The sequence below is a fragment of the uncultured Pseudoteredinibacter sp. genome (genome assembly GCF_947500695.1).
In the GTDB taxonomy this organism is placed as follows: Bacteria; Pseudomonadota; Gammaproteobacteria; order Pseudomonadales; family Cellvibrionaceae; genus Pseudoteredinibacter.
On the sequence record NZ_CANMSS010000001.1, the window covers coordinates 521,215 to 538,663 of the forward strand.

General features: G+C 46.0%; 17 protein-coding genes. 8 read left to right on the forward strand and 9 right to left on the reverse strand.

Annotated elements, in window-relative coordinates; translation table 11 throughout:
• Window positions 1-38 precede the first annotated feature (38 nt).
• On the forward strand, window positions 39-1,109 hold the full coding sequence (locus tag Q1A08_RS01900) for an MBL fold metallo-hydrolase (protein WP_299768907.1): 1,071 nt from the start codon (window positions 39-41) through the stop codon (window positions 1,107-1,109).
• A 784-nt stretch (window positions 1,110-1,893) separates the two neighbouring features.
• The gene (locus Q1A08_RS01905; protein WP_299768910.1) at window positions 1,894-2,235 is read left to right on the forward strand and encodes a hypothetical protein; all 342 of its coding nucleotides are present in this window, start codon (window positions 1,894-1,896) and stop codon (window positions 2,233-2,235) included.
• Between the two features lie 56 nt (window positions 2,236-2,291).
• Here Q1A08_RS01905 and Q1A08_RS01910 read toward each other — a convergent pair whose 3' ends face one another.
• The 7 genes from Q1A08_RS01910 to Q1A08_RS01940 all read right to left on the reverse strand — a co-directional run bounded on the left by Q1A08_RS01910 (window position 2,292) and on the right by Q1A08_RS01940 (window position 10,297).
• Complete coding sequence (locus Q1A08_RS01910) at window positions 2,292-3,500, reverse strand: hypothetical protein (RefSeq protein WP_299768913.1); 1,209 nt, start codon at window positions 3,498-3,500, stop codon at window positions 2,292-2,294.
• 51 nt (window positions 3,501-3,551) lie between these two features.
• Window positions 3,552-3,935 (reverse strand): hypothetical protein, encoded by a 384-nt coding sequence (locus Q1A08_RS01915; protein WP_299768915.1) that lies wholly within the window; start codon window positions 3,933-3,935, stop codon window positions 3,552-3,554.
• 27 nt (window positions 3,936-3,962) lie between these two features.
• A complete protein-coding gene (locus Q1A08_RS01920) occupies window positions 3,963-4,343 on the reverse strand; it encodes a hypothetical protein (protein ID WP_299768918.1) in 381 nt (126 codons plus the stop codon).
• Between the two features lie 668 nt (window positions 4,344-5,011).
• Window positions 5,012-5,713, reverse strand: a complete 702-nt coding sequence (locus Q1A08_RS01925; RefSeq protein WP_299768920.1) for a hypothetical protein — start codon at window positions 5,711-5,713, stop codon at window positions 5,012-5,014.
• A 153-nt stretch (window positions 5,714-5,866) separates the two neighbouring features.
• Entirely contained in the window at window positions 5,867-8,293 is a 2,427-nt protein-coding gene (locus tag Q1A08_RS01930) for an ABC transporter permease (RefSeq protein ID WP_299768923.1), read from the reverse strand.
• 9 nt (window positions 8,294-8,302) lie between these two features.
• The gene (locus Q1A08_RS01935) at window positions 8,303-8,986 is read right to left on the reverse strand and encodes an ABC transporter ATP-binding protein (RefSeq protein ID WP_299768925.1); all 684 of its coding nucleotides are present in this window, start codon (window positions 8,984-8,986) and stop codon (window positions 8,303-8,305) included.
• A gap of 9 nt (window positions 8,987-8,995) precedes the next feature.
• Window positions 8,996-10,297, reverse strand: coding sequence for an efflux RND transporter periplasmic adaptor subunit (locus Q1A08_RS01940; protein WP_299768928.1), 1,302 nt, complete (start codon window positions 10,295-10,297; stop codon window positions 8,996-8,998).
• 235 nt (window positions 10,298-10,532) lie between these two features.
• Here Q1A08_RS01940 and Q1A08_RS01945 point away from each other — a divergent pair, with 235 nt between their 5' ends.
• From Q1A08_RS01945 to Q1A08_RS01970, 6 genes are all read left to right on the forward strand, one after another.
• Window positions 10,533-11,951: a sigma-54 dependent transcriptional regulator gene (locus Q1A08_RS01945; RefSeq protein ID WP_299768930.1), complete on the forward strand. Its 1,419-nt coding sequence runs from the start codon at window positions 10,533-10,535 to the stop codon at window positions 11,949-11,951.
• Window positions 11,941-13,338, forward strand: coding sequence for a HAMP domain-containing sensor histidine kinase (locus tag Q1A08_RS01950; protein ID WP_299768933.1), 1,398 nt, complete (start codon window positions 11,941-11,943; stop codon window positions 13,336-13,338). The genes Q1A08_RS01945 and Q1A08_RS01950 overlap by 11 nt, the downstream gene beginning before the upstream one ends.
• Before the next feature lie 39 nt (window positions 13,339-13,377).
• Window positions 13,378-14,013, forward strand: coding sequence for a glutathione S-transferase (locus Q1A08_RS01955; RefSeq protein WP_299768936.1), 636 nt, complete (start codon window positions 13,378-13,380; stop codon window positions 14,011-14,013).
• Between the two features lie 9 nt (window positions 14,014-14,022).
• Window positions 14,023-15,069, forward strand: coding sequence for an AraC family transcriptional regulator (locus Q1A08_RS01960; RefSeq protein WP_299768939.1), 1,047 nt, complete (start codon window positions 14,023-14,025; stop codon window positions 15,067-15,069).
• Between the two features lie 92 nt (window positions 15,070-15,161).
• Complete coding sequence (locus Q1A08_RS01965; RefSeq protein WP_299768942.1) at window positions 15,162-15,821, forward strand: DsbA family protein; 660 nt, start codon at window positions 15,162-15,164, stop codon at window positions 15,819-15,821.
• Between the two features lie 97 nt (window positions 15,822-15,918).
• The gene (locus Q1A08_RS01970; RefSeq protein ID WP_299768945.1) at window positions 15,919-16,713 is read left to right on the forward strand and encodes an SDR family oxidoreductase; all 795 of its coding nucleotides are present in this window, start codon (window positions 15,919-15,921) and stop codon (window positions 16,711-16,713) included.
• Between the two features lie 100 nt (window positions 16,714-16,813).
• Here Q1A08_RS01970 and Q1A08_RS01975 read toward each other — a convergent pair whose 3' ends face one another.
• Window positions 16,814-17,191: a TIGR00730 family Rossman fold protein gene (locus Q1A08_RS01975; protein ID WP_299768948.1), complete on the reverse strand. Its 378-nt coding sequence runs from the start codon at window positions 17,189-17,191 to the stop codon at window positions 16,814-16,816.
• 8 nt (window positions 17,192-17,199) lie between these two features.
• Window positions 17,200-17,358, reverse strand: coding sequence for a hypothetical protein (locus Q1A08_RS01980; protein ID WP_299768951.1), 159 nt, complete (start codon window positions 17,356-17,358; stop codon window positions 17,200-17,202).
• Window positions 17,359-17,449 lie beyond the last annotated feature (91 nt).

Here is a 17,449-nt window from a genome sequence, read left to right on the forward strand (position 1 = left end):
ATAATCAAGTCACGTACCAACAAAGAGAGGTGTAACTAATGAAAGCAACTTTACTATTGTTTTCAGGCTTAGGGCTTAGCCTGCTACTAGACGGTTGCAGCCCTACAAGCATGGGTAGTTTTATCATGGAAAAAGCCGCTGAAGCTCGCATAGGTAAGAGCATGACTGATGAGCTCGAAGATGGCCTGCATGTAATACTGTGTGGCGCTGGCGGACCTATGCCGGATCCTAAGCGCTCTGGCCCCTGTGTTGCAGTGATTGCTGGCGAGACGTTGGTGACCATTGATGCCGGTAGTGGCGGTAGCCGAAACCTGGCGGCCATGCAATTCCCGCTCGGTGAGATTAGCGCACAACTTCTCACTCACTTTCACTCCGATCATATTGATGGCTTGGGTGAGATGGCGATGATGCGCTGGGTCAATAACGCCAATACTTCACCGCTACCTGTATACGGTCCACAAGGGGTAGAGAATATCGTCAACGGTTTTAATTTGAGCTACGGAGCCGATGCGATATACCGCAACGCTCACCATACCGATGTGGTCGCGCCTCTGTCAGGTAAAGGCATGACAGCCCAACCATTTTCTATACCCGCTGAAGGTGAATTACTGACTGTATTTGAAAAGGACGGTTTAAAAATCAGTACCTTCACCGTAGACCACGAACCTGTGCACCCTGCTGTGGGTTATCGATTTGATTACGAAGGCCGCTCTGTGGTGATCAGTGGTGATACGGCCAAATCTGCCAATCTGGAGCGGTTTTCGCAGGGTGTTGACCTACTGGTACATGAAGCCTTGAACCGCGAAATGGTCGGTATCATGGAAGCTGCGGCCAAGAAAAATAGTGTAAAGACTTTGGAAAAAATCTTTTTCGATATTACCGACTATCATGCCTCGCCGGTTGAAGTGGCAGAAATAGCACAGACAGCCAAAGCTGGGCATCTGATGTATTACCATATTGTCCCTGCACTGGTTGCCCCAGGGATGGAGTCACTGTATTTGAAAGGTGTCAGTGAGATCTATGATGGTCCCGTAACACTGGGCAAAGATGGCTCAATGATTAGCTTGCCTGCCGACAATCAAGATATTTTCAGTGACGAATTGCTATAATAGCCGCAACCCAGTCTTAATATACAAATATGGATGGGCTACCATTGATGTTTCGGTAAAGTGGCGACATCAACAGCTTATGAATCCGCTCGGTGAGCGGATACGCGAGGCAGCTAAATGTGCTAGAGAGCATAATAACGACCGAAACATAACTTACTTCTTTCCTAGTACAACCATATGACCCCTTCGCCTAGTTACGCAATAGAATACGAGAACATGCGTTCATTTTCGAGACCATCTATTCCTAAAGTCCATTTCAATTGCGGCCTTGGTGCCTTTGCTACGAGTTTCCTCCTGAAATACTCGTAAGCAAATGCGTTTCCTAGCCGCATTTTCTAGAGCGGCCACAATATCATTAACCGTTTCCTAACGACATCAATGAATTTCTCTATTCCAGAAACCGCGTCATATTCGCCTTGCCTGTTTAATGATTGCTACCTGGAATTCTGGTTGACTTTTTAAATGGCAGTCAAGTAGAGCGTGACTGGATGAATAGTTATCAACTTTATAGGAGAAGTAAGCGATACACGCTAAATAAGCATTGAGCTGCGAGAATCATCAACTTTATGAGACTCTTGCACCATTTATATAGAAGCAATTCAAGCACTTATAAATTTTGTTGATTATTACTTTATGGGGTCGTCCATCCAGAACAAGTTTTTACCGCCACTTCCCCAAGGTGGTTTTTAGAACCAAATAATCTAAGCCGAAAGTCGGCATGTCGCTTGTTTCCTCTCGCGTCACCTAGGGAATTCCCCCTGGGCATCGTGTATGGAGACACACAATGATCAAAGACACCCAAACCCTATGTTGTTGGTTCAGCATTCAAAGACTGTGCGACCTGCTAGGAGTTGCTGTGGCCACAGCCAAGTGCTATCAGAACGGTAAAGCCAAACCACGGCCCGGTGAAATTACGTTGCTACGGCTGTTATACGACGGCAAGATCATGCCGGAAAGCTGGCCTGGTGGGATGAAATTCCGTGGGGATTTATTAACAACCCCAAATGAGTTGGAATCGCTTACTTGGAAGGAAATTGAAACTTATCGCTGGGTACTGGGCCAATGGCATTGGTCAAACCAGAAGCTAGTCGAACTTGAACGCAAGCTCTCGTTGCCAAATAGCTAGGGTTATTTAGGTGGGGACATATTCCCCACCTCAACGAAAGCAAAGCGGGTGCAGCTTTACTCTTTAGGGCCAAATCTGAACTCGGGGTAGATTCCTTTGTTTAAAGCACTCTCGGTGAGCTTGTCATAGCAATCAAAAAACTCATCTTGATTTCGACAATGTATGCAGATATCACGAAGCCCCAAGTAATCTAATGGAAGACAAGGATTGCCTTTTTCCTCGAATATTTCAAGAACTAGCGGGCTGAATACATCAGATTGGTCGACAAACAGTTCCTTAACTACTATCAGTGATCTAAGCTTACGATTTATCTTTGGTATTGAATACAAATCTTTATTAATTAAAAATTCGAAAATTTCAGGTATACGATCATAATAACCTATTGCACCTTTTGTCTGAGCCACTGCTTTTTTAAGCGCTTTCAAAGCGTTTTTTCGCTTCCTCTGTAAAGTTTGCCCAAGTACTCTTTCAGTATTTGGGCTATCCTTAGCCTGGACTAGCAAAACTGTTTTATCCGTAACCACTAAAATGTCACAAACTTCTTCTTTATCGTATGTCCGCAAAGGGTTTAGATATATTTGATCCTGCGTAAAGATAGTAAATAATGAGCGAACAATATCTTCCTCTTGATACTGCCCAGGCTCTTCCCTTTCTAACATCGTATGACTAAATCCACGAGCACCGACATATGAATGAAGATTTGTGCGAGCATCCTGAATAAAGATATCCTCACCATAGACTGCTTTCTCTAGAGTGATTTTTACGGCAAGTTGATCATCCACCGAATCTCTAGTGCAAAATTTCAAACTCATCTGGTCGATAGAATCCCAAGCCCTAGGATAGCTAAACTCCAGAAAGCGTGCGTTATTTACCCGCTCTACTACGACATCATTAATATCTATAGTTGCATGATACTGAAGCAACTCTCTTGAATGATCATCGAAAAAGTGTATGTCAAGTTTGCGGCCTGTTACCAAGCGCAATAAGTCCATTGATGCCTCATCATTCCAAAGAGGGGTAGAAATCATCAACGGTTCGTCTTCATCGTCAAAAAACGCGGTTACCAAACCAATAGTTTTAGTGTTGTCTAAAATCAGAGGAATAACATAGACTGCTATTTCTCCATTTGCCTTTGCCGTCAGGATAAATTCTTTAGGCGCTTTTACTATCAAGACAAATTCATCGTTATCTATCGGTATTGGAAAAATTCCTATATTAGCTTGTTCAATTTCAGGAACTAAGTTGGGATATAGAATAGATAACATTGAAAACCCTACTGTTGAGTAAAACTTCTTGTAAGCTTGATGTATTGCGGATCATAAAAAAATTCGAATTAAAATATCGCCATATCCCCATATAACAGTTCCCAAAATCATTCCAGTTGTATTCGCTATGACTGTAATGAAGTGAACTACCCCTAATGGCCGTGGAATATCAAAAGGTATTTGATAGCCTCCCGTCTCAAAGTAAACTTGAACACCACTAAGCTTGAACTGTACCCAAACAGTAAAAACTACCAGTACCGATCCGCTTCGTTGAAACCAAGAGAGTTGTGATTCTCCCTCTGGGAATAGTGGTAAAAATGCAGATAAAAGACAAACAAATATGGCAAGAATCAACCAAGACCAGCAGAGAACAATTAACATTGACAGTGATTTTACATCGTGTTCTTTTTCTTTCGTCTTTTCATCTTTTTTCATCTTTTCATCCTTGATTCTTTAGTAAGACTAAAATATTGACTTTATTGCCATAATTAAATAAGTCCCATAGGCCCATATCAAAGTTCCAACGACCATAAGTGTCACTCCAAACTTTTCGTCCCTAAGAACTTCATTAATCTCATCTTTTTGTTTATCATTTAGCTGATTAGTTCCGAATCTAAAAGCACCTTTGTGGGTATTATATTTCCACTCCAATGTTTCATCGCGGTGAAATAGTAGCGTGTGTTTGATGTTCAAGAACAGGCCTGCCACAGTAACTACTGCCCCTGCGCTTGAAAATAAGTTCAAGCTAGCAGGATGAAAAAATGAAAGGGCCATTGAAAGTAAGAGGAAAAAACCCGCGCTTCGAAGCAAAAAAGTACGGTCGAAATATTTTGGTGAACTCATATCATTTCCTTTGACTCATGTTTTGGGTGAGACTAACTCCAAATGCTTCTTTCTTCAATAGACAAATAAAACCTACAAATAGTCAGAGTCGATCATAAACCCACCATCCACCAAGACGAACACCAATCCACCGAATCCAAGCTCGACCTGGGCGGCCGAAATACCCATTCAATCGGCGCATCATGCGATCAGCATACGACCGCCCTGCTTTCAGTCTGTATAAGCGATCATGGACGACACAGGCAGGATGACGCGGCCACGGCCAACGCAACTCGTTAACAAGGTTACAACCGTTGCTAATTTTGTGTTCGCCATTCTGATAAGCGTCAATTAGGAGGGCTTCGAGTTCGGGATCACCCTGGCCGTTTTCCTGGCGGCCAGCGATCCATTGTTTAACGAGTTCGAATTCGTTATCGATCGTCACCTTGCTTTAGCTCCAATTGCTGGATACGCCATAACAGCTAGGTTTGATTCTTGGTAAGTTCGCGAGTATTCCGCAAGCTATGTGCGTTTTATCGACGCTAAACTTGTCCTTGTCCGCTGTGATCAAAGGCAGGTTTTTCCAAAATCCCTGAAGCTTTCAATTTTTAGAACAGCACACCGCAGATGGCAGTTTTGTTTTAAGGCAGATATGTGCTTTGGTGGGCGAGCCCTATTGAACAGCCACATTATTCAAAATGCCTAAACTTACTAAACCCCTTCTCTGGGCAAAAAGTATAAACATTATCATCATTCTTACGTCTCCCCTCTCCTATCGTCCATCTAAAGGTCAGGCAGTTATCTGGGCCGTTTAGCTCTAGTATTTCTACGCGAATACCGGCGCGGGTTTTGTAGTGTCTTACTTCGCCTTGCTTCCAGTAGCCTAGCGGGAATTTACTGCCTACGCCGTCGTAGCGGCGTTCGCCCCAGCGTTTGCGCTTGTCGTATATTCTTACTAAGCCATCTTTAGATTTATTGATGGTGAAATGGGATTCTACTGGGCCGCCGTATGGGGTACTGAAGGTTCGTTTATAGTATTCAATTTCATCGCCTACCCAATCTATTTTACTTTGGTTTTTAGTTGTGAATGGGCCTGTTAAATGGTATTTATCGCAGGGTCGGTCTCGCCCGATGGCTTGGGCGCATGCGGTGTTTTCTGCTGGGGCTAGCCTTAACTCATGTTTGCCATCCCAGGTTGCACCAGTGAAAAGCTCGACGGGAATAAAGCGTTCTTTACTTTGCTCATTGTAGGCGTTGGCCCAGGGGTTCTTGCTTATAGTTTGTTCTTTAGTGTCTGAGCTTTGATTGCTGCAGCCTGTGATCAAGCTGATCACGGCGGTCATGCTCAGTATTTTGAGAGTGTGCATTGCTCTATGTGCATTCATATCCATGGCCTATTGCTTGCAGCGTTGGGTAGCTGCATAAGTTACGCCGCATAAAGCGGCGTTTTATTATTTTGTATCTTTCATTAAGGGGCTATTACTATGACGTTATTATGTCTCTATTTGTTACGTCTGTTTTTCATATTTACTTTTCATATTCCCTTATTCATACCTTAGGGAATAAACAGGCCTTTGTCTGGCAACGCGCCAAGCGTGTATCGCTACAATGCTCCAGGCCATTACAATAGCAATAATCACGGCGATAGCGACAAAGGGTAAGATAGAACGAATGGATTCCGGGTAGAAATCAATGTACATGCCCGCCGCGAGGTAGCTTAAGGGCACTGCAATCAGTACTGACCACAATACTGGCTTGGATATTTGCCAGACGAGTAAGCCAATTACCTGCCCTAAGCTGGCGCCCAATACTTTACGAATACCAATTTCTCGGGTACGGCGCTGGGCCATAAAGGCCGCCAAACCAAATAGTCCAATTAGTGATAGCATCAAAGCAATACCGGCAAAGCCTGAGATTACTGCGTTAATACCTTCAGCAATGCGATAGAACAAGCGGAAATAGTACGTTAAAAACTTGCTTTGTATTGGGTAATTAGGAATTAACGCATCCCAAGTTTGCTCGGTATTCAATACCCCTTGCTGGCGCTTATTGGGCATCAGGTGTAAAGATAAAAATCGATAATCCTCTGGCCTCACCATAAAGCCTGTTGGCGGTATGGGTTGGTGCACACCAAAGAAGTAGCTATCAGCCACCACGCCAATAATATGGTACTCGCGTTCTTTGGGGTACTTCTCTTCAAAGATTTTATGGAAGTTTTGGCCAATCGCGGCCTCAGCAGATGCGATGCCAAGCTTCTGTAACATACGCTCGTTAACTATTACGTTAATAGTACTGCGGCTATCATCAAAAATATCCTGTGAGCGCTGTTTATCAAATGCCCTACCCGCAATTAGCTCTTGGCGATAATTACTCAGATAGTTAAAGTCTACAGAAACAAAGCTAACATCAAAGCGCCCTGCTTCGTCACCTGCACGGGCAGCAGCGATACGGCGATAACCCCCAGATTGGAAAGGCACAGCATTAGAATAACTTGCGGCGGCAATGCCGTCTTTGTTCAGTAGCTGCTGCTTTAGCGCTTCTTGTTTGGGAACAATAGCTTCTACATCCATACGGCCAAGCACTAGGGTATCGCTTTTATTAAAGCTGGCGCTTAGCTCTTGCATTTTGGCGTTCTGAAAATACACCACCATCACCATGGCCAACATAAAGATGGAAAGCGAAAACTGTGCGGCAATAAGTATGTTCCTAAACCACTGGCTGCCACCGGCTTTATTGGCACCACCACGCAAGCTTTCAATCGGTTGATGGCGGGAAATTTGATAAGCGGGATAGGCACCAGCACCTAGGCCCACTAACAAGGTGATGCTAATGGCGTACGGTAATACCTGGCTATAATCCAGTGCTACGGCCTTGCCTGTGCCGGTGTTATATAACGGCACCAGCCATTCAATAGCCGCTAGCGCCAATAACATGGCAAAGCTGGCGATGGTTAAGCTTTCAATTAAAAACTGTTGTAACAACTGCGCCTTGCTGGCACCAAGCGCTTTACGTAAACCAACTTCACGTACGCGCCCAAAGCTTTGTGCGGCCGCTAGATTAGTGTAATTAAGTGCGGCAATAATCAATACCATCAAGCCTAAAACTTGAGCGGCAATCATCACCGGAAAGCCCATAGCATCCCACACCATAGTGTTCGACAAGATTAACGGCCGAACACGCAGTGCTTCAGTGTATTCCCGGCCGTCTTCTGGCGTATGGGCATCAAACATGGCATCCGCTTCACGCTGTAACCAAGCTTGATCACGATGCTCGGGCAGTAATACGTATATAGCCGCGGAGTTATTCCCCATCTCACCTTCTAGGGTGAACTTATCGATTTGGGTCAGTGCATGATAAGGCGCTATTAATCCTAAAGCGTATTTGGGGCGCATATCAGAGTTTAAGTGGCTATCGGCGGCGATATCTTCGATAACAGCACTGACTTGCAGCTCAATGCTCTGTTCTACTTTTACGGTTTTCCCCATAACCTCTGTACTGCCAAAAAGTTGCTGGGCTAAGCTGCGGGTTAGTATCAAACCTTCGGGACGATCCAGGGCCTGTTCATCGCCATGGATATATTCAAAATTAAAAATACGCGTAAAGTCATTATCAACAAAGCGCGTGCCCAAGTAATAGCTTTCATTATCAATGGTCACTTGCTTGATGCGATGTACAGCGCGAGCCACGGCTTCTAGTTCTGGCAAACGGTTGCGTATCAATGGCCCATAAGCTGTTGAGGAATCGGGATAAAGGCCAATGGCTTCGCCTGAGGTCGGTGCAAATTTACTGGCTAGTGTATAAATACGCTCACGCTTATCGAACATATGATCGTGATTCTCTTCATAGGCAGCAAGCAATACCGAGAACATAAAAATCAATAAGCCTAGGGTTAAACCCACAATATTAATCAACGCAAACAATTTATGCTTAATCAGATTTCTAAGGGCAATGGTGATATAGCTTAAAATCATGACCGCCCCCTAGGAAACTGCGCGCAAGTTTTCAGCTAAGACTTGGCCATCAAATAAATTGATGCAACGTCTAGCATAGTCAGCGTGGGCCGATGAGTGTGTCACCATGATAATGCCGGTGCCTTCACGATTTAGGCTTTGCAGCATTTTCATCACTTCCTGGCCGTGGCTACTATCCAAATTACCGGTAGGCTCATCGGCGAGGATTAAACTCGGTTTTGCGACTACAGCGCGGGCTACCGCTACTCGCTGTTGCTGCCCCCCCGAAAGCTGCCCCGGGCGGTGATCGGCGCGATGAGCAATGCCCACCCTATCCATTACTTCAGCAACACGTGCACGGCGTTGCTTGCTAGGGATGTCGTGATACTGCAGGGCCAGCTCGATATTTTCACGTACGCTAAGCTCGTCGATCAGATTAAAATTCTGAAAAATAAAACCAATATTTTCTTTTCTTAGCTGGCCTAACTGCCGCTCGTTATAGCCACTAATATCTTGGCCTTTAAAATAGTACTGGCCTGAAGTCGGCTGATCCAACATGCCTAGGATATTCAGCAAGGTAGATTTGCCACAGCCTGAGGGCCCCATAATGGCCACAAACTCGCCCTCATCCATGCTGATATCAATTTGATTTAGGGCGATGGTTTCAATTTCGTCACCGCGATAGCTCTTGCACAAGTTTTGAAGTTTAATCACTGGTCTCTCCTAGGAGTCTTGAGATAATTTTAAGCGATCTGCGTCCTTAAACGCAGCATAAGGTGAGGTAATTATTTCTTCGCCGGCATTTAGCCCTGAGATTACCTCTATAAAATCGTTATTGCGGCGCCCCAGGCGTACTTCTCGGCGCCTGGCTTCACGGCCATCGTCACTTAGCACATATAGCCAGCGCCCGCCGGTATCCAAGAAATAGGGGCCGTTAGGTATTAACAGTGCTGGGGTATTGGCGCCGAGTTGTAAGCGGCTTTGCACACTTTGGCCCAAACGAAGCTTTTGGGGTGTCTCTTGCTCGAAAGTCATTTCTAATTGAAATTGGCCAGCACGTACATCGGGGTAAATTTTGCTGACGCTTAATTGATAAGCTTGGCCTTGCAGCTCTATTTGTGCGTGTTGGCCGGTGACAATACGGCCTAGGTAATATTCATCTACACCGGCTTTTAATTTAAAAGATTGCGGCTGGCTAATCTGTCCAATACGATCACCACGTTGAATGCTCTGCCCTACCACCAAATCAAAGCCGGACAGGTGCCCATTAAATGGTGCGCGAATATGCAGGGCCTCTAAGCTTGCGCGCGCAAAGGCTAAGTTATCTTCCATCACGGTGGCTTTGGTTTTATAAAACTGCAGCTGTTTGGCCATCATGCGCTCATCCGAGGCTTGGGCCTCTAGGCTGATTTCGTGCAGTCTTTGGTAGTGGCGTAATTCATCCTGGGTTTTATCAACGGTTTCCTGGGATATGTGGCCGGCCGTTAGCAGCGTTTTAAAACGTTTGTCTTGGCGCTGAAGACGCTCAATGTGATAGCTCAGCTCTGAGAGCTCAGTTTTGTGACGCAAGCGATTTTGCTCTAATCGCAGCTCTTGCTCACGCATTATGTTGAGCTGCTCTATCACTCGCGATTCGGTACTCATTACACTTAGCTGTAAATCCGAGTTCGATAGGCGAGCGATGGTTTGCCCTGCGCTCACTACTGCGCCATCCTCAACCAACAGGTGATCTACTCGCCCACCCTGTATAGCATCAAGAAAAACCGTCTTTTTCGGCTCTACTCTGGCGCGCAATGGAATAAAATCATCAAACACTCCTTGCTGCGCCTTGCCGGTCACTAGGCGATCACGTTCCAAATTTAGCGATTTGCCCTTCTCATAAAACAAGGCATACGCTAATACGGCCGCCGCTATGCTTGCTGCTAAAAATAACCAAGTGAGATAAGGCTTTTTACGTTCAATTCGCCTGTCCATTGGGTGGTCACTAAGCAATTTGTCTTTCGCGGGTAATCCTGTGTTGTTCATACGCAACCTATCTATATGCTGGCCCAGTTTTCGCTTAACTATGAGTAATACGCGGCGGGTCATAATGAATGTATGTGATCGCTAGAATTGCAAACCCAGTGCCAACCTGTAAGTCATTGAATTTATTGAATTTAGTTGTTGGCTTATAGAGCTGCTGTTCGAAAGCGTGCACAGGGTACTGTTCGATAACGAACACAGGCTGTACGATAGCGAACATAATTAAGGAGATAGTTTCTTGCCTGAAGACCACAAGATACTGGTGATCGATGATGATCAGGACATATTGCTAGCGGCTAAGCTTTTGCTTAAGCGCCACTATGCGGGTGTTGATATATGCAATCGCCCAGAGCAGTTGCCCAAGCTTATGGCGGCCAATCAGTATGATGCGATTTTGTTGGATATGAATTTTTCACCGGGTGAAAGCAGTGGCGAGGAAGGATTGCATTGGTTGCAGCAGATAATTGCGATAGATCCCGATGCCGTGGTGGTGCTAATTACCGCCCACAGCGCGATTGAACTTGCCGTAGAAGCCATGAAATACGGCGCTACGGATTTTATAGCAAAGCCCTGGCAGAACGAAAAAATATTGGCGACCCTTTCGGCGGCTATTAAGCTAAGGCACAGCCGGCAAGAAGCCAACTTGCTTCGCCAATCTAATGAGGGCCTGATAGAAGCAAGCCAAGCTCATAGTGAGATGATCGGCGAATCCGATCATATGAAGCTGGTAAAAAGTATGATCAAGCGCGCTGCTCCTACGGATGCCAATGTACTGATTCTGGGTGAAAACGGCACGGGTAAAGAGCTGGTCGCGCGGGATTTACATCAGCAAAGTTTACGTCACGATAAGCCCTTTGTAGCCGTAGATTTAGGGGCCGTATCAGAAAATTTATTTGAATCGGAGTTATTTGGCCATGCCAAAGGCGCTTTTACCGGCGCCGACAAATCTCGCGTTGGGCGATTGTTGGCAGCCAATGGCGGCACCCTCTTTCTCGATGAGATCGGTAATATCCCCTTGCATCTACAAGCTAAGCTGCTAACGGTTTTAGAACAGCGCACGGTAACACCACTAGGCAGCAATAAAAGCCAGTCGCTGGATATTCGCTTGGTGGCTGCCACTAATGTGCATCGCGAGCAACTTGCCGATGAACGTTTGTTTCGCCAGGACCTGCTCTATCGTTTAAACACAGTGGAAATTAAACTGCCGGCCCTGCGCGAGCGCGCTTCGGATATCACCTTAATTGCTCAGCATTATCTGCAAAACTACAAGCGTAAATACCAGAAGCCCGAGCTCACCTTTTCCAAAGAAGCACTATCCGCCATAAGCGCTTACGACTGGCCAGGCAATGTTCGAGCTTTGCGTCACGCCGTAGAGCGTGCTGTTATTCTATCCGACGGGCCTTATATTGAAACGGCAGATATGCAAATCACAACTGGAAGCGCGCCGCTTAAGGAGCATGAACGAGCCGATGTAAGTAATGATGCGCAACTGGATACTGAAGCGCTTTCACTCAAAGATTTAGACCTAGAAAAAGCCGAACGCGAATTGGTTACCACGGCCCTGAACCGTCACAGCTTTAATATCAGCCAAGCGGCGAAGGCTTTAGGAATTACCCGTGCCTCTTTATATCGCAGGATGGAAAAATATGATCTTTAAACGTTTTTCCCACGCTTTATATGTTCAGTTGCTGCTGCTGTTTTTGAGTATGTTGGGCCTAGTGTATTTTATCGTGTTGCCGGGTTACTACGCTGTAAGCTTAATATTCGCATTGCTAACATTTGCCTGCATCTGGGCAATGCTAAACTTGCTAAGTAAGCACAATCGACAATACAGCCGTTTATTACAAGCGGCAAATCATCTTGATTTTGATAACCGCCTGCCCGAGCCACCTTTGGATTGCGGTTTTCCAGAGCTTAGCGAGCAACTTTCAAACTTGCTACAGCATTGGCAAGAAAAGCTGCAAGGCCAGGCTCTAGAGCTAAAACACGCCCAGGCCATGATCGAGCATATGCCCATACCGCTGATTTCTATTCAGGGTGATGATGGAGTCTATTTTCATAATCAATCGGCTAGACGTTTTTTTGAGTTGGGTGATTATTGCAAAGCACAAGAGCTATCGCAGTTTGGAGAAGATTTTTTCTATTCACTCAGCCAATTGAAACCCGGCCAGCAAACTCTTTTAGATTTTTATGATGGCAGCCAATATCGAAAGCTTACTGCTCAAGCCAGTTTGTATATCAGCAATAAAGGCCAAGAGAAACTCGTGAGCCTGATCGATATTGAATCGGAGTTGGATCGCAATCAGCTGCAGGCATGGCGAGAAATGGCGGCGGTATTAAGTCATGAGCTACTCAATAGCATTACACCAGTAGCTTCGCTGGCCGATACTAGTCAGCAACTACTCGAGGATTCCATTGCTGTTTTAAAACAATCCAATCAACAGCCAAGTGCCGACCAAACGCAATTAGCTGTCGAATCGATTAATGATGCGCTCGAGGCTAGTCAGGTATTGGCCCGTCGCTCCAAAGGTCTTATTGAATTTGTCAGTAACTATCGCCAGCTGCAAAATAATGCCGAAGTACACAGTGATATTTTTGCCCTAAATGATTTGCTCAATACGCTGCAAACTTTGTTGAGTGCTGACAGCACCTTCAGGGATATCGATCTATCATTTAGCTGTAAACCAGAAGGCCTTCAACTGCATGCCGATCGGGAACTGATTGAGCAGCTAATGATCAATTTACTTAGAAACTCGGCGCAAGCGCTTAAGGAGCATAGTCTTAGAGGACAAAGTTCTCAGGCCAGTATTCATGTGCGTGCTTATTTAGATAAACGCAATCGCTGCCACATTGAAGTGGAAGATAACGGCCCTGGAATTAAAGCGGAACACCAAAAGCGCATTTTCTTGCCATTTTACACCAGTAAAGCCAGCGGCAGTGGTATTGGTTTGGCCATGGCCAGACAGACCATGGTGGCCCACGGTGGTAAGATTAGCGTGCATGATGCAGCCGAAGGCGGCGCCCTATTTCGCCTGAGCTTTTAGAATGCTGGCAAACACTGTTTAAATAATGGAAATCAATTAATGCAATTAACCGTTGGAACTGATTCTACCTGGTCTTTAAGGGCTTGGATTTGCACGCAAATCGCGGGCATTGAAGTGGACATAAGCGTTATCGACTTAGCGAGCACGGGATATAAAGTCAAGATTCAACAGCACTCTAAAGCAGGTCAAGTCCCTTTTCTAATTGACGGTTCTGTAGAGGCAGCAGGTAAACAGGCTTTAATTTATGACTCCCTAGCCATTGCCGAGTATTTAAACGAGCGCTCAGAGGGCGCATTACTGCCTATAGATATAAGCGATCGTGCATTGGCCCGAAGTTTATGTGCCGAGCTGCACTCGGGTTTTATGGCATTACGATCTAACTGCCCGTTCAGCTTACAAGCTGTAGGCCCGCTAAGCGAAATAAATTCCGATATTGAAAAAGAACTTGATCGTCTGGTGCAGATTTTTGAAAACGCCGAGGGGCCATTTATGTTTGGCTCTGCAACTATGGTCGATGCCTTCTATGCCATATTGGCGTTTCGTTTGGCTCACTACGGGCTAAAACTTGAGGGTAAAGCTGGAGTCTATCAGCAAAGCTTATTGCAATGGGATCTGCTAAAGGCCGCTATCGAAAAAGCCGAGCAGTGGAACCAGCAAGCTAAGCAAGCTAGCTAAGGAATAACTGTGAGCCACCGCCGCTTTACCTCTAAAGATGCCGCTTTAACCATTAACTATATTGGTTTTGTGTATCGCAGTTTGGTGGCCGAAGGCTACTCAGCCAGTGCTTTGTTGCTCGGCACCGGCTTATCAGAAAGTGATTTATTAAATCCCGATTTTCGTTGTACCTTTGAGCAGCACAAGGGTTTTGTATTGAATGGCATTGCTCTGACTGGTGATCCTCATCTTGGGCCTCGTATGGCGGCGCGTTTTAATCCACTTAATATCGGCTTACCTGCTTCGGCCGCGCTCAGCAGCGATGTATTTGCTACCGCCTTGGATGTACTACGACAGTTTGTCTCTTTGAATTTTTCGATACTGTCTTTTGATTATGTACAAGAAGGCGAAGAGTTGATCATCCGCTGGCAGCCGGCGGTGGATGTCAGTGATATTGAGTATTTTGTGGTAGGCAGTAGCATTGTAGTTACCGAGAATTTTTGGAAGCTGCTCCTCGCTGAAGATCAAATCACCTTGTTTGCCGAGCTCGCGCTGCCGGAACCAGAAGGCTGGGCGGAGTTCGCCCCAGAGCTAAACTTCCCGATTCGTTTTAATGCGCCTTTTAGTCGCGTTGTGATGCCAGCTCATTACCTGGATAGGCCACTAAGCGGCACAGATCCAGTGTTGCATCAAAACATGTTAAGGCTATGCGAGCGCCAGCGCGCCGAGACCTTTTTTGAAGAAGGCTTAGATGCCAAACTGCGTAAACTGATTGCGCAAAGGCATTATCAAAACTTGCCCATTGAGCAAGCGGCAGCTTATCTAGGGCTATCAGAGAGAAGCCTACGTCGGCAGCTTTCTGATGCCGGCAGTAGCTATAAAAAAGTGCTGGATGAAGAGCGACAATCACGCGCTAAGGAGTTACTGGCGGTTTCTGGTTTACCCATTAGCACCATTGCTTATGATCTGGGCTTCAGTGATCCATCCAATTTTAGCCGTAGCTTTAAGCGCTGGCTCGGGCTCTCACCGGCGGACTATCGGGAGCAGCTGATTAAAGGCGTCAAAACTGACCAGTAACTGGCCGCCAATGACCGCCTGCCACTACTATAAAAAAGCCGCATATTCGTTAAGATACTCCTTAAAAGAACAGCAATAATAAGGAGTCCACAGTGGCCGATGACCTGAAAACAGTCGATGTATTCTTTTCCTTCCGCAGCCCCTATTCCTATCTCGTTACCCCAGATTTGCTCAAGCTACGGGCAGATTACAATGTAGAGGTGAAGCTTCGACCGGTATTACCCATAGCCCTGCGAGCCAAAGGCGCCCTATTCGATGACCCCCAGGCTCAGCTCAAAGTTGGCTATATCCTGACCGATGCTTTTCGTCGTGCAGATTTTCTAGGCATGAAAATGGCCTGGCCATCACCAGATCCAATCGTGCAAGATTTCACCACATTCGAAGTGGCTGAAGATCAGCCTTATATTTACCGCCTGAGTGCATTGGGCATCGCGGCTGAAAAGCTCGGCAAAGGTATCGATTTCGCCCACGCCGCCTCCCACCTTATTTTTGGTGGCACTGAAAATTGGGATCAAGGTGATCATCTTAAAAACGCACTGGCCGATGCAGGCCTAGACTTAAATGCATTAGAAGCAAATCTAAATATCGACGAGTGTATTAAAGAAGTGGAAGCCAATCAGGCCATGTTAGAGAAAGCCGGACACTGGGGTGTGCCCACTATGGCATTTAACGGCGAGCCATTCTTTGGCCAAGATCGTATTGATACTTTGCGCTGGCGACTAGAGCAACAAGGTTTAAAGAAAGCCGACTAAATAAGAACGCCTTAATCCGAAAGGCAAAGATTGCTAAATACAAGAATAAATAAAACGTGGCAGTGCGCTGTCCATAGGGGAATCATAGGAGCAAGCGATGGATCTTCAAATACAAGGTAAAAAAGCCTTAATGGCCGGTGGCAGCGCGGGTATGGGCCGTGCGACCGCCGAGCGATTGGCCGAGGCAGGTGTCGAGCTGTATATCAGTGCCCGGCGTGAAGCACGCTTAAAACAAGCAGCTGAGGAAATCTCTGACAAATTCAATGTATCAGTTACCCCTATTGTGGCGGATTCTTCTACCGATAGCGGCCGTGAAGCACTGTTTGCCGCCTGCCCTGATCCAGATATTCTAGGCATTACCATTAAGCCACCCGCCCCAAATGGTGATTTTCTAAAGGTAACACCAGAGATGTGGCGCGAGTCTATTGAGACCACTTTGCTGGGGCCAATAGAAATTATGCGAAACTATATACCGGTGATGAAAGATAAAGGCTGGGGGCGCATCGTAAACATCGCAACTTTTTCCGCAAAGAACCCAATGATCTGGCGACTAATGTCTGGCCCCGCGCGCTCGGCCCTGATTAATTACACGGCCAGTGTATCGCGAGAAATTGCGCCTTTTGGGGTAAATATAAATAATCTTTTGCCGGGCATGTTTCAAACCGAAGGTATGAGCGAAAGCCTTGAGCCTTATGCCGATGCCTTCGGTTTAGAGCCGAATGAAGATGTGGTGTTCACCCATTTTTTAGAGAACAATAGGATTCCCGCAGGCTTTTTGGCTGAAGCCGATGATCTTGCGCCAATGGCCGCCTTACTGTGTAGCCCGCTATCACGCTTTATTGTTGGGCAGAATATTGTGATTGACGGCGGACAACATCATTCCTTGTTTTAATTTTTGTGCCGTAGCTTGTGTTTTGGCGCCAGTGCTCAAAAGGAAAAACTGCCAGCATGCGGATTTGCTGGCAACTTCATTTACTAAACGAGACGGCAGTCTACAATATCTTATCGATAGTTCTAGGCTTATAGTTTTGCATTAACTTCAACAATGCCTTAGGTTGCGCTTCCACCAGTAACAAATCTTGGTGCTGAGGTTTTACAAAGCCTTCTTCTGCCGTGTGCTGTAAAAATTCGACTAGGTTCTGATAGTAAGCATTGATACCTAGCGCCCCGCAAGGTTTTTGATGAAAGCCAAGCTGCGCCCAAGTGAGCATTTCAAATAGTTCTTCGAGTGTGCCTAACCCTCCTGGCAAAGCGATAAATCCGTCGGCAAGCTCTGCCATCATTGGTTTTCTTTCGTGCATATCCTCAACAATAATTAACTCGCTCAAACCTTTATGGGATATTTCTAATTCCGCTAATGCTTTGGGCATCACCCCAATCACCTCGCCACCCGAAGCCAGTACGGCATCGGCGATGACGAGGCCTTAACCGTTTGCACGCCGTCTAAAGACCATAAATGCCCACGACTGTACTGATTATCAATATAGGGCTCGTCTTTCCCGCGAGACGCATTTACTTGCGCGTAATATTCTGACATCGTGGCTCCTGGGTATGGTAGGTGGAGTACTTCGCTCTAACTAGGCTCGTAGCTTTAAGCATATCATTTAGCCAGTGCATATTAGATCTAC

What these genes read in the sequence shown, in the direction of transcription:
- Q1A08_RS01980 (WP_299768951.1), bottom strand. Translation starts at nt 17,358, where the DNA reads ATGTCAGAATATTACGCGCAAGTAAATGCGTCTCGCGGGAAAGACGAG.
- Q1A08_RS01900 (WP_299768907.1), top strand. Translation starts at nt 39, where the DNA reads ATGAAAGCAACTTTACTATTGTTTTCAGGCTTAGGGCTTAGCCTGCTA.
- Q1A08_RS01930 (WP_299768923.1), bottom strand. Translation starts at nt 8,293, where the DNA reads ATGATTTTAAGCTATATCACCATTGCCCTTAGAAATCTGATTAAGCAT.
- Q1A08_RS01915 (WP_299768915.1), bottom strand. Translation starts at nt 3,935, where the DNA reads ATGAAAAAAGATGAAAAGACGAAAGAAAAAGAACACGATGTAAAATCA.
- Q1A08_RS01905 (WP_299768910.1), top strand. Translation starts at nt 1,894, where the DNA reads ATGATCAAAGACACCCAAACCCTATGTTGTTGGTTCAGCATTCAAAGA.
- Q1A08_RS01920 (WP_299768918.1), bottom strand. Translation starts at nt 4,343, where the DNA reads ATGAGTTCACCAAAATATTTCGACCGTACTTTTTTGCTTCGAAGCGCG.
- Q1A08_RS01950 (WP_299768933.1), top strand. Translation starts at nt 11,941, where the DNA reads ATGATCTTTAAACGTTTTTCCCACGCTTTATATGTTCAGTTGCTGCTG.
- Q1A08_RS01925 (WP_299768920.1), bottom strand. Translation starts at nt 5,713, where the DNA reads ATGGATATGAATGCACATAGAGCAATGCACACTCTCAAAATACTGAGC.
- Q1A08_RS01940 (WP_299768928.1), bottom strand. Translation starts at nt 10,297, where the DNA reads ATGAACAACACAGGATTACCCGCGAAAGACAAATTGCTTAGTGACCAC.
- Q1A08_RS01955 (WP_299768936.1), top strand. Translation starts at nt 13,378, where the DNA reads ATGCAATTAACCGTTGGAACTGATTCTACCTGGTCTTTAAGGGCTTGG.
- Q1A08_RS01970 (WP_299768945.1), top strand. Translation starts at nt 15,919, where the DNA reads ATGGATCTTCAAATACAAGGTAAAAAAGCCTTAATGGCCGGTGGCAGC.
- Q1A08_RS01975 (WP_299768948.1), bottom strand. Translation starts at nt 17,191, where the DNA reads ATGCCCAAAGCATTAGCGGAATTAGAAATATCCCATAAAGGTTTGAGC.
- Q1A08_RS01910 (WP_299768913.1), bottom strand. Translation starts at nt 3,500, where the DNA reads ATGTTATCTATTCTATATCCCAACTTAGTTCCTGAAATTGAACAAGCT.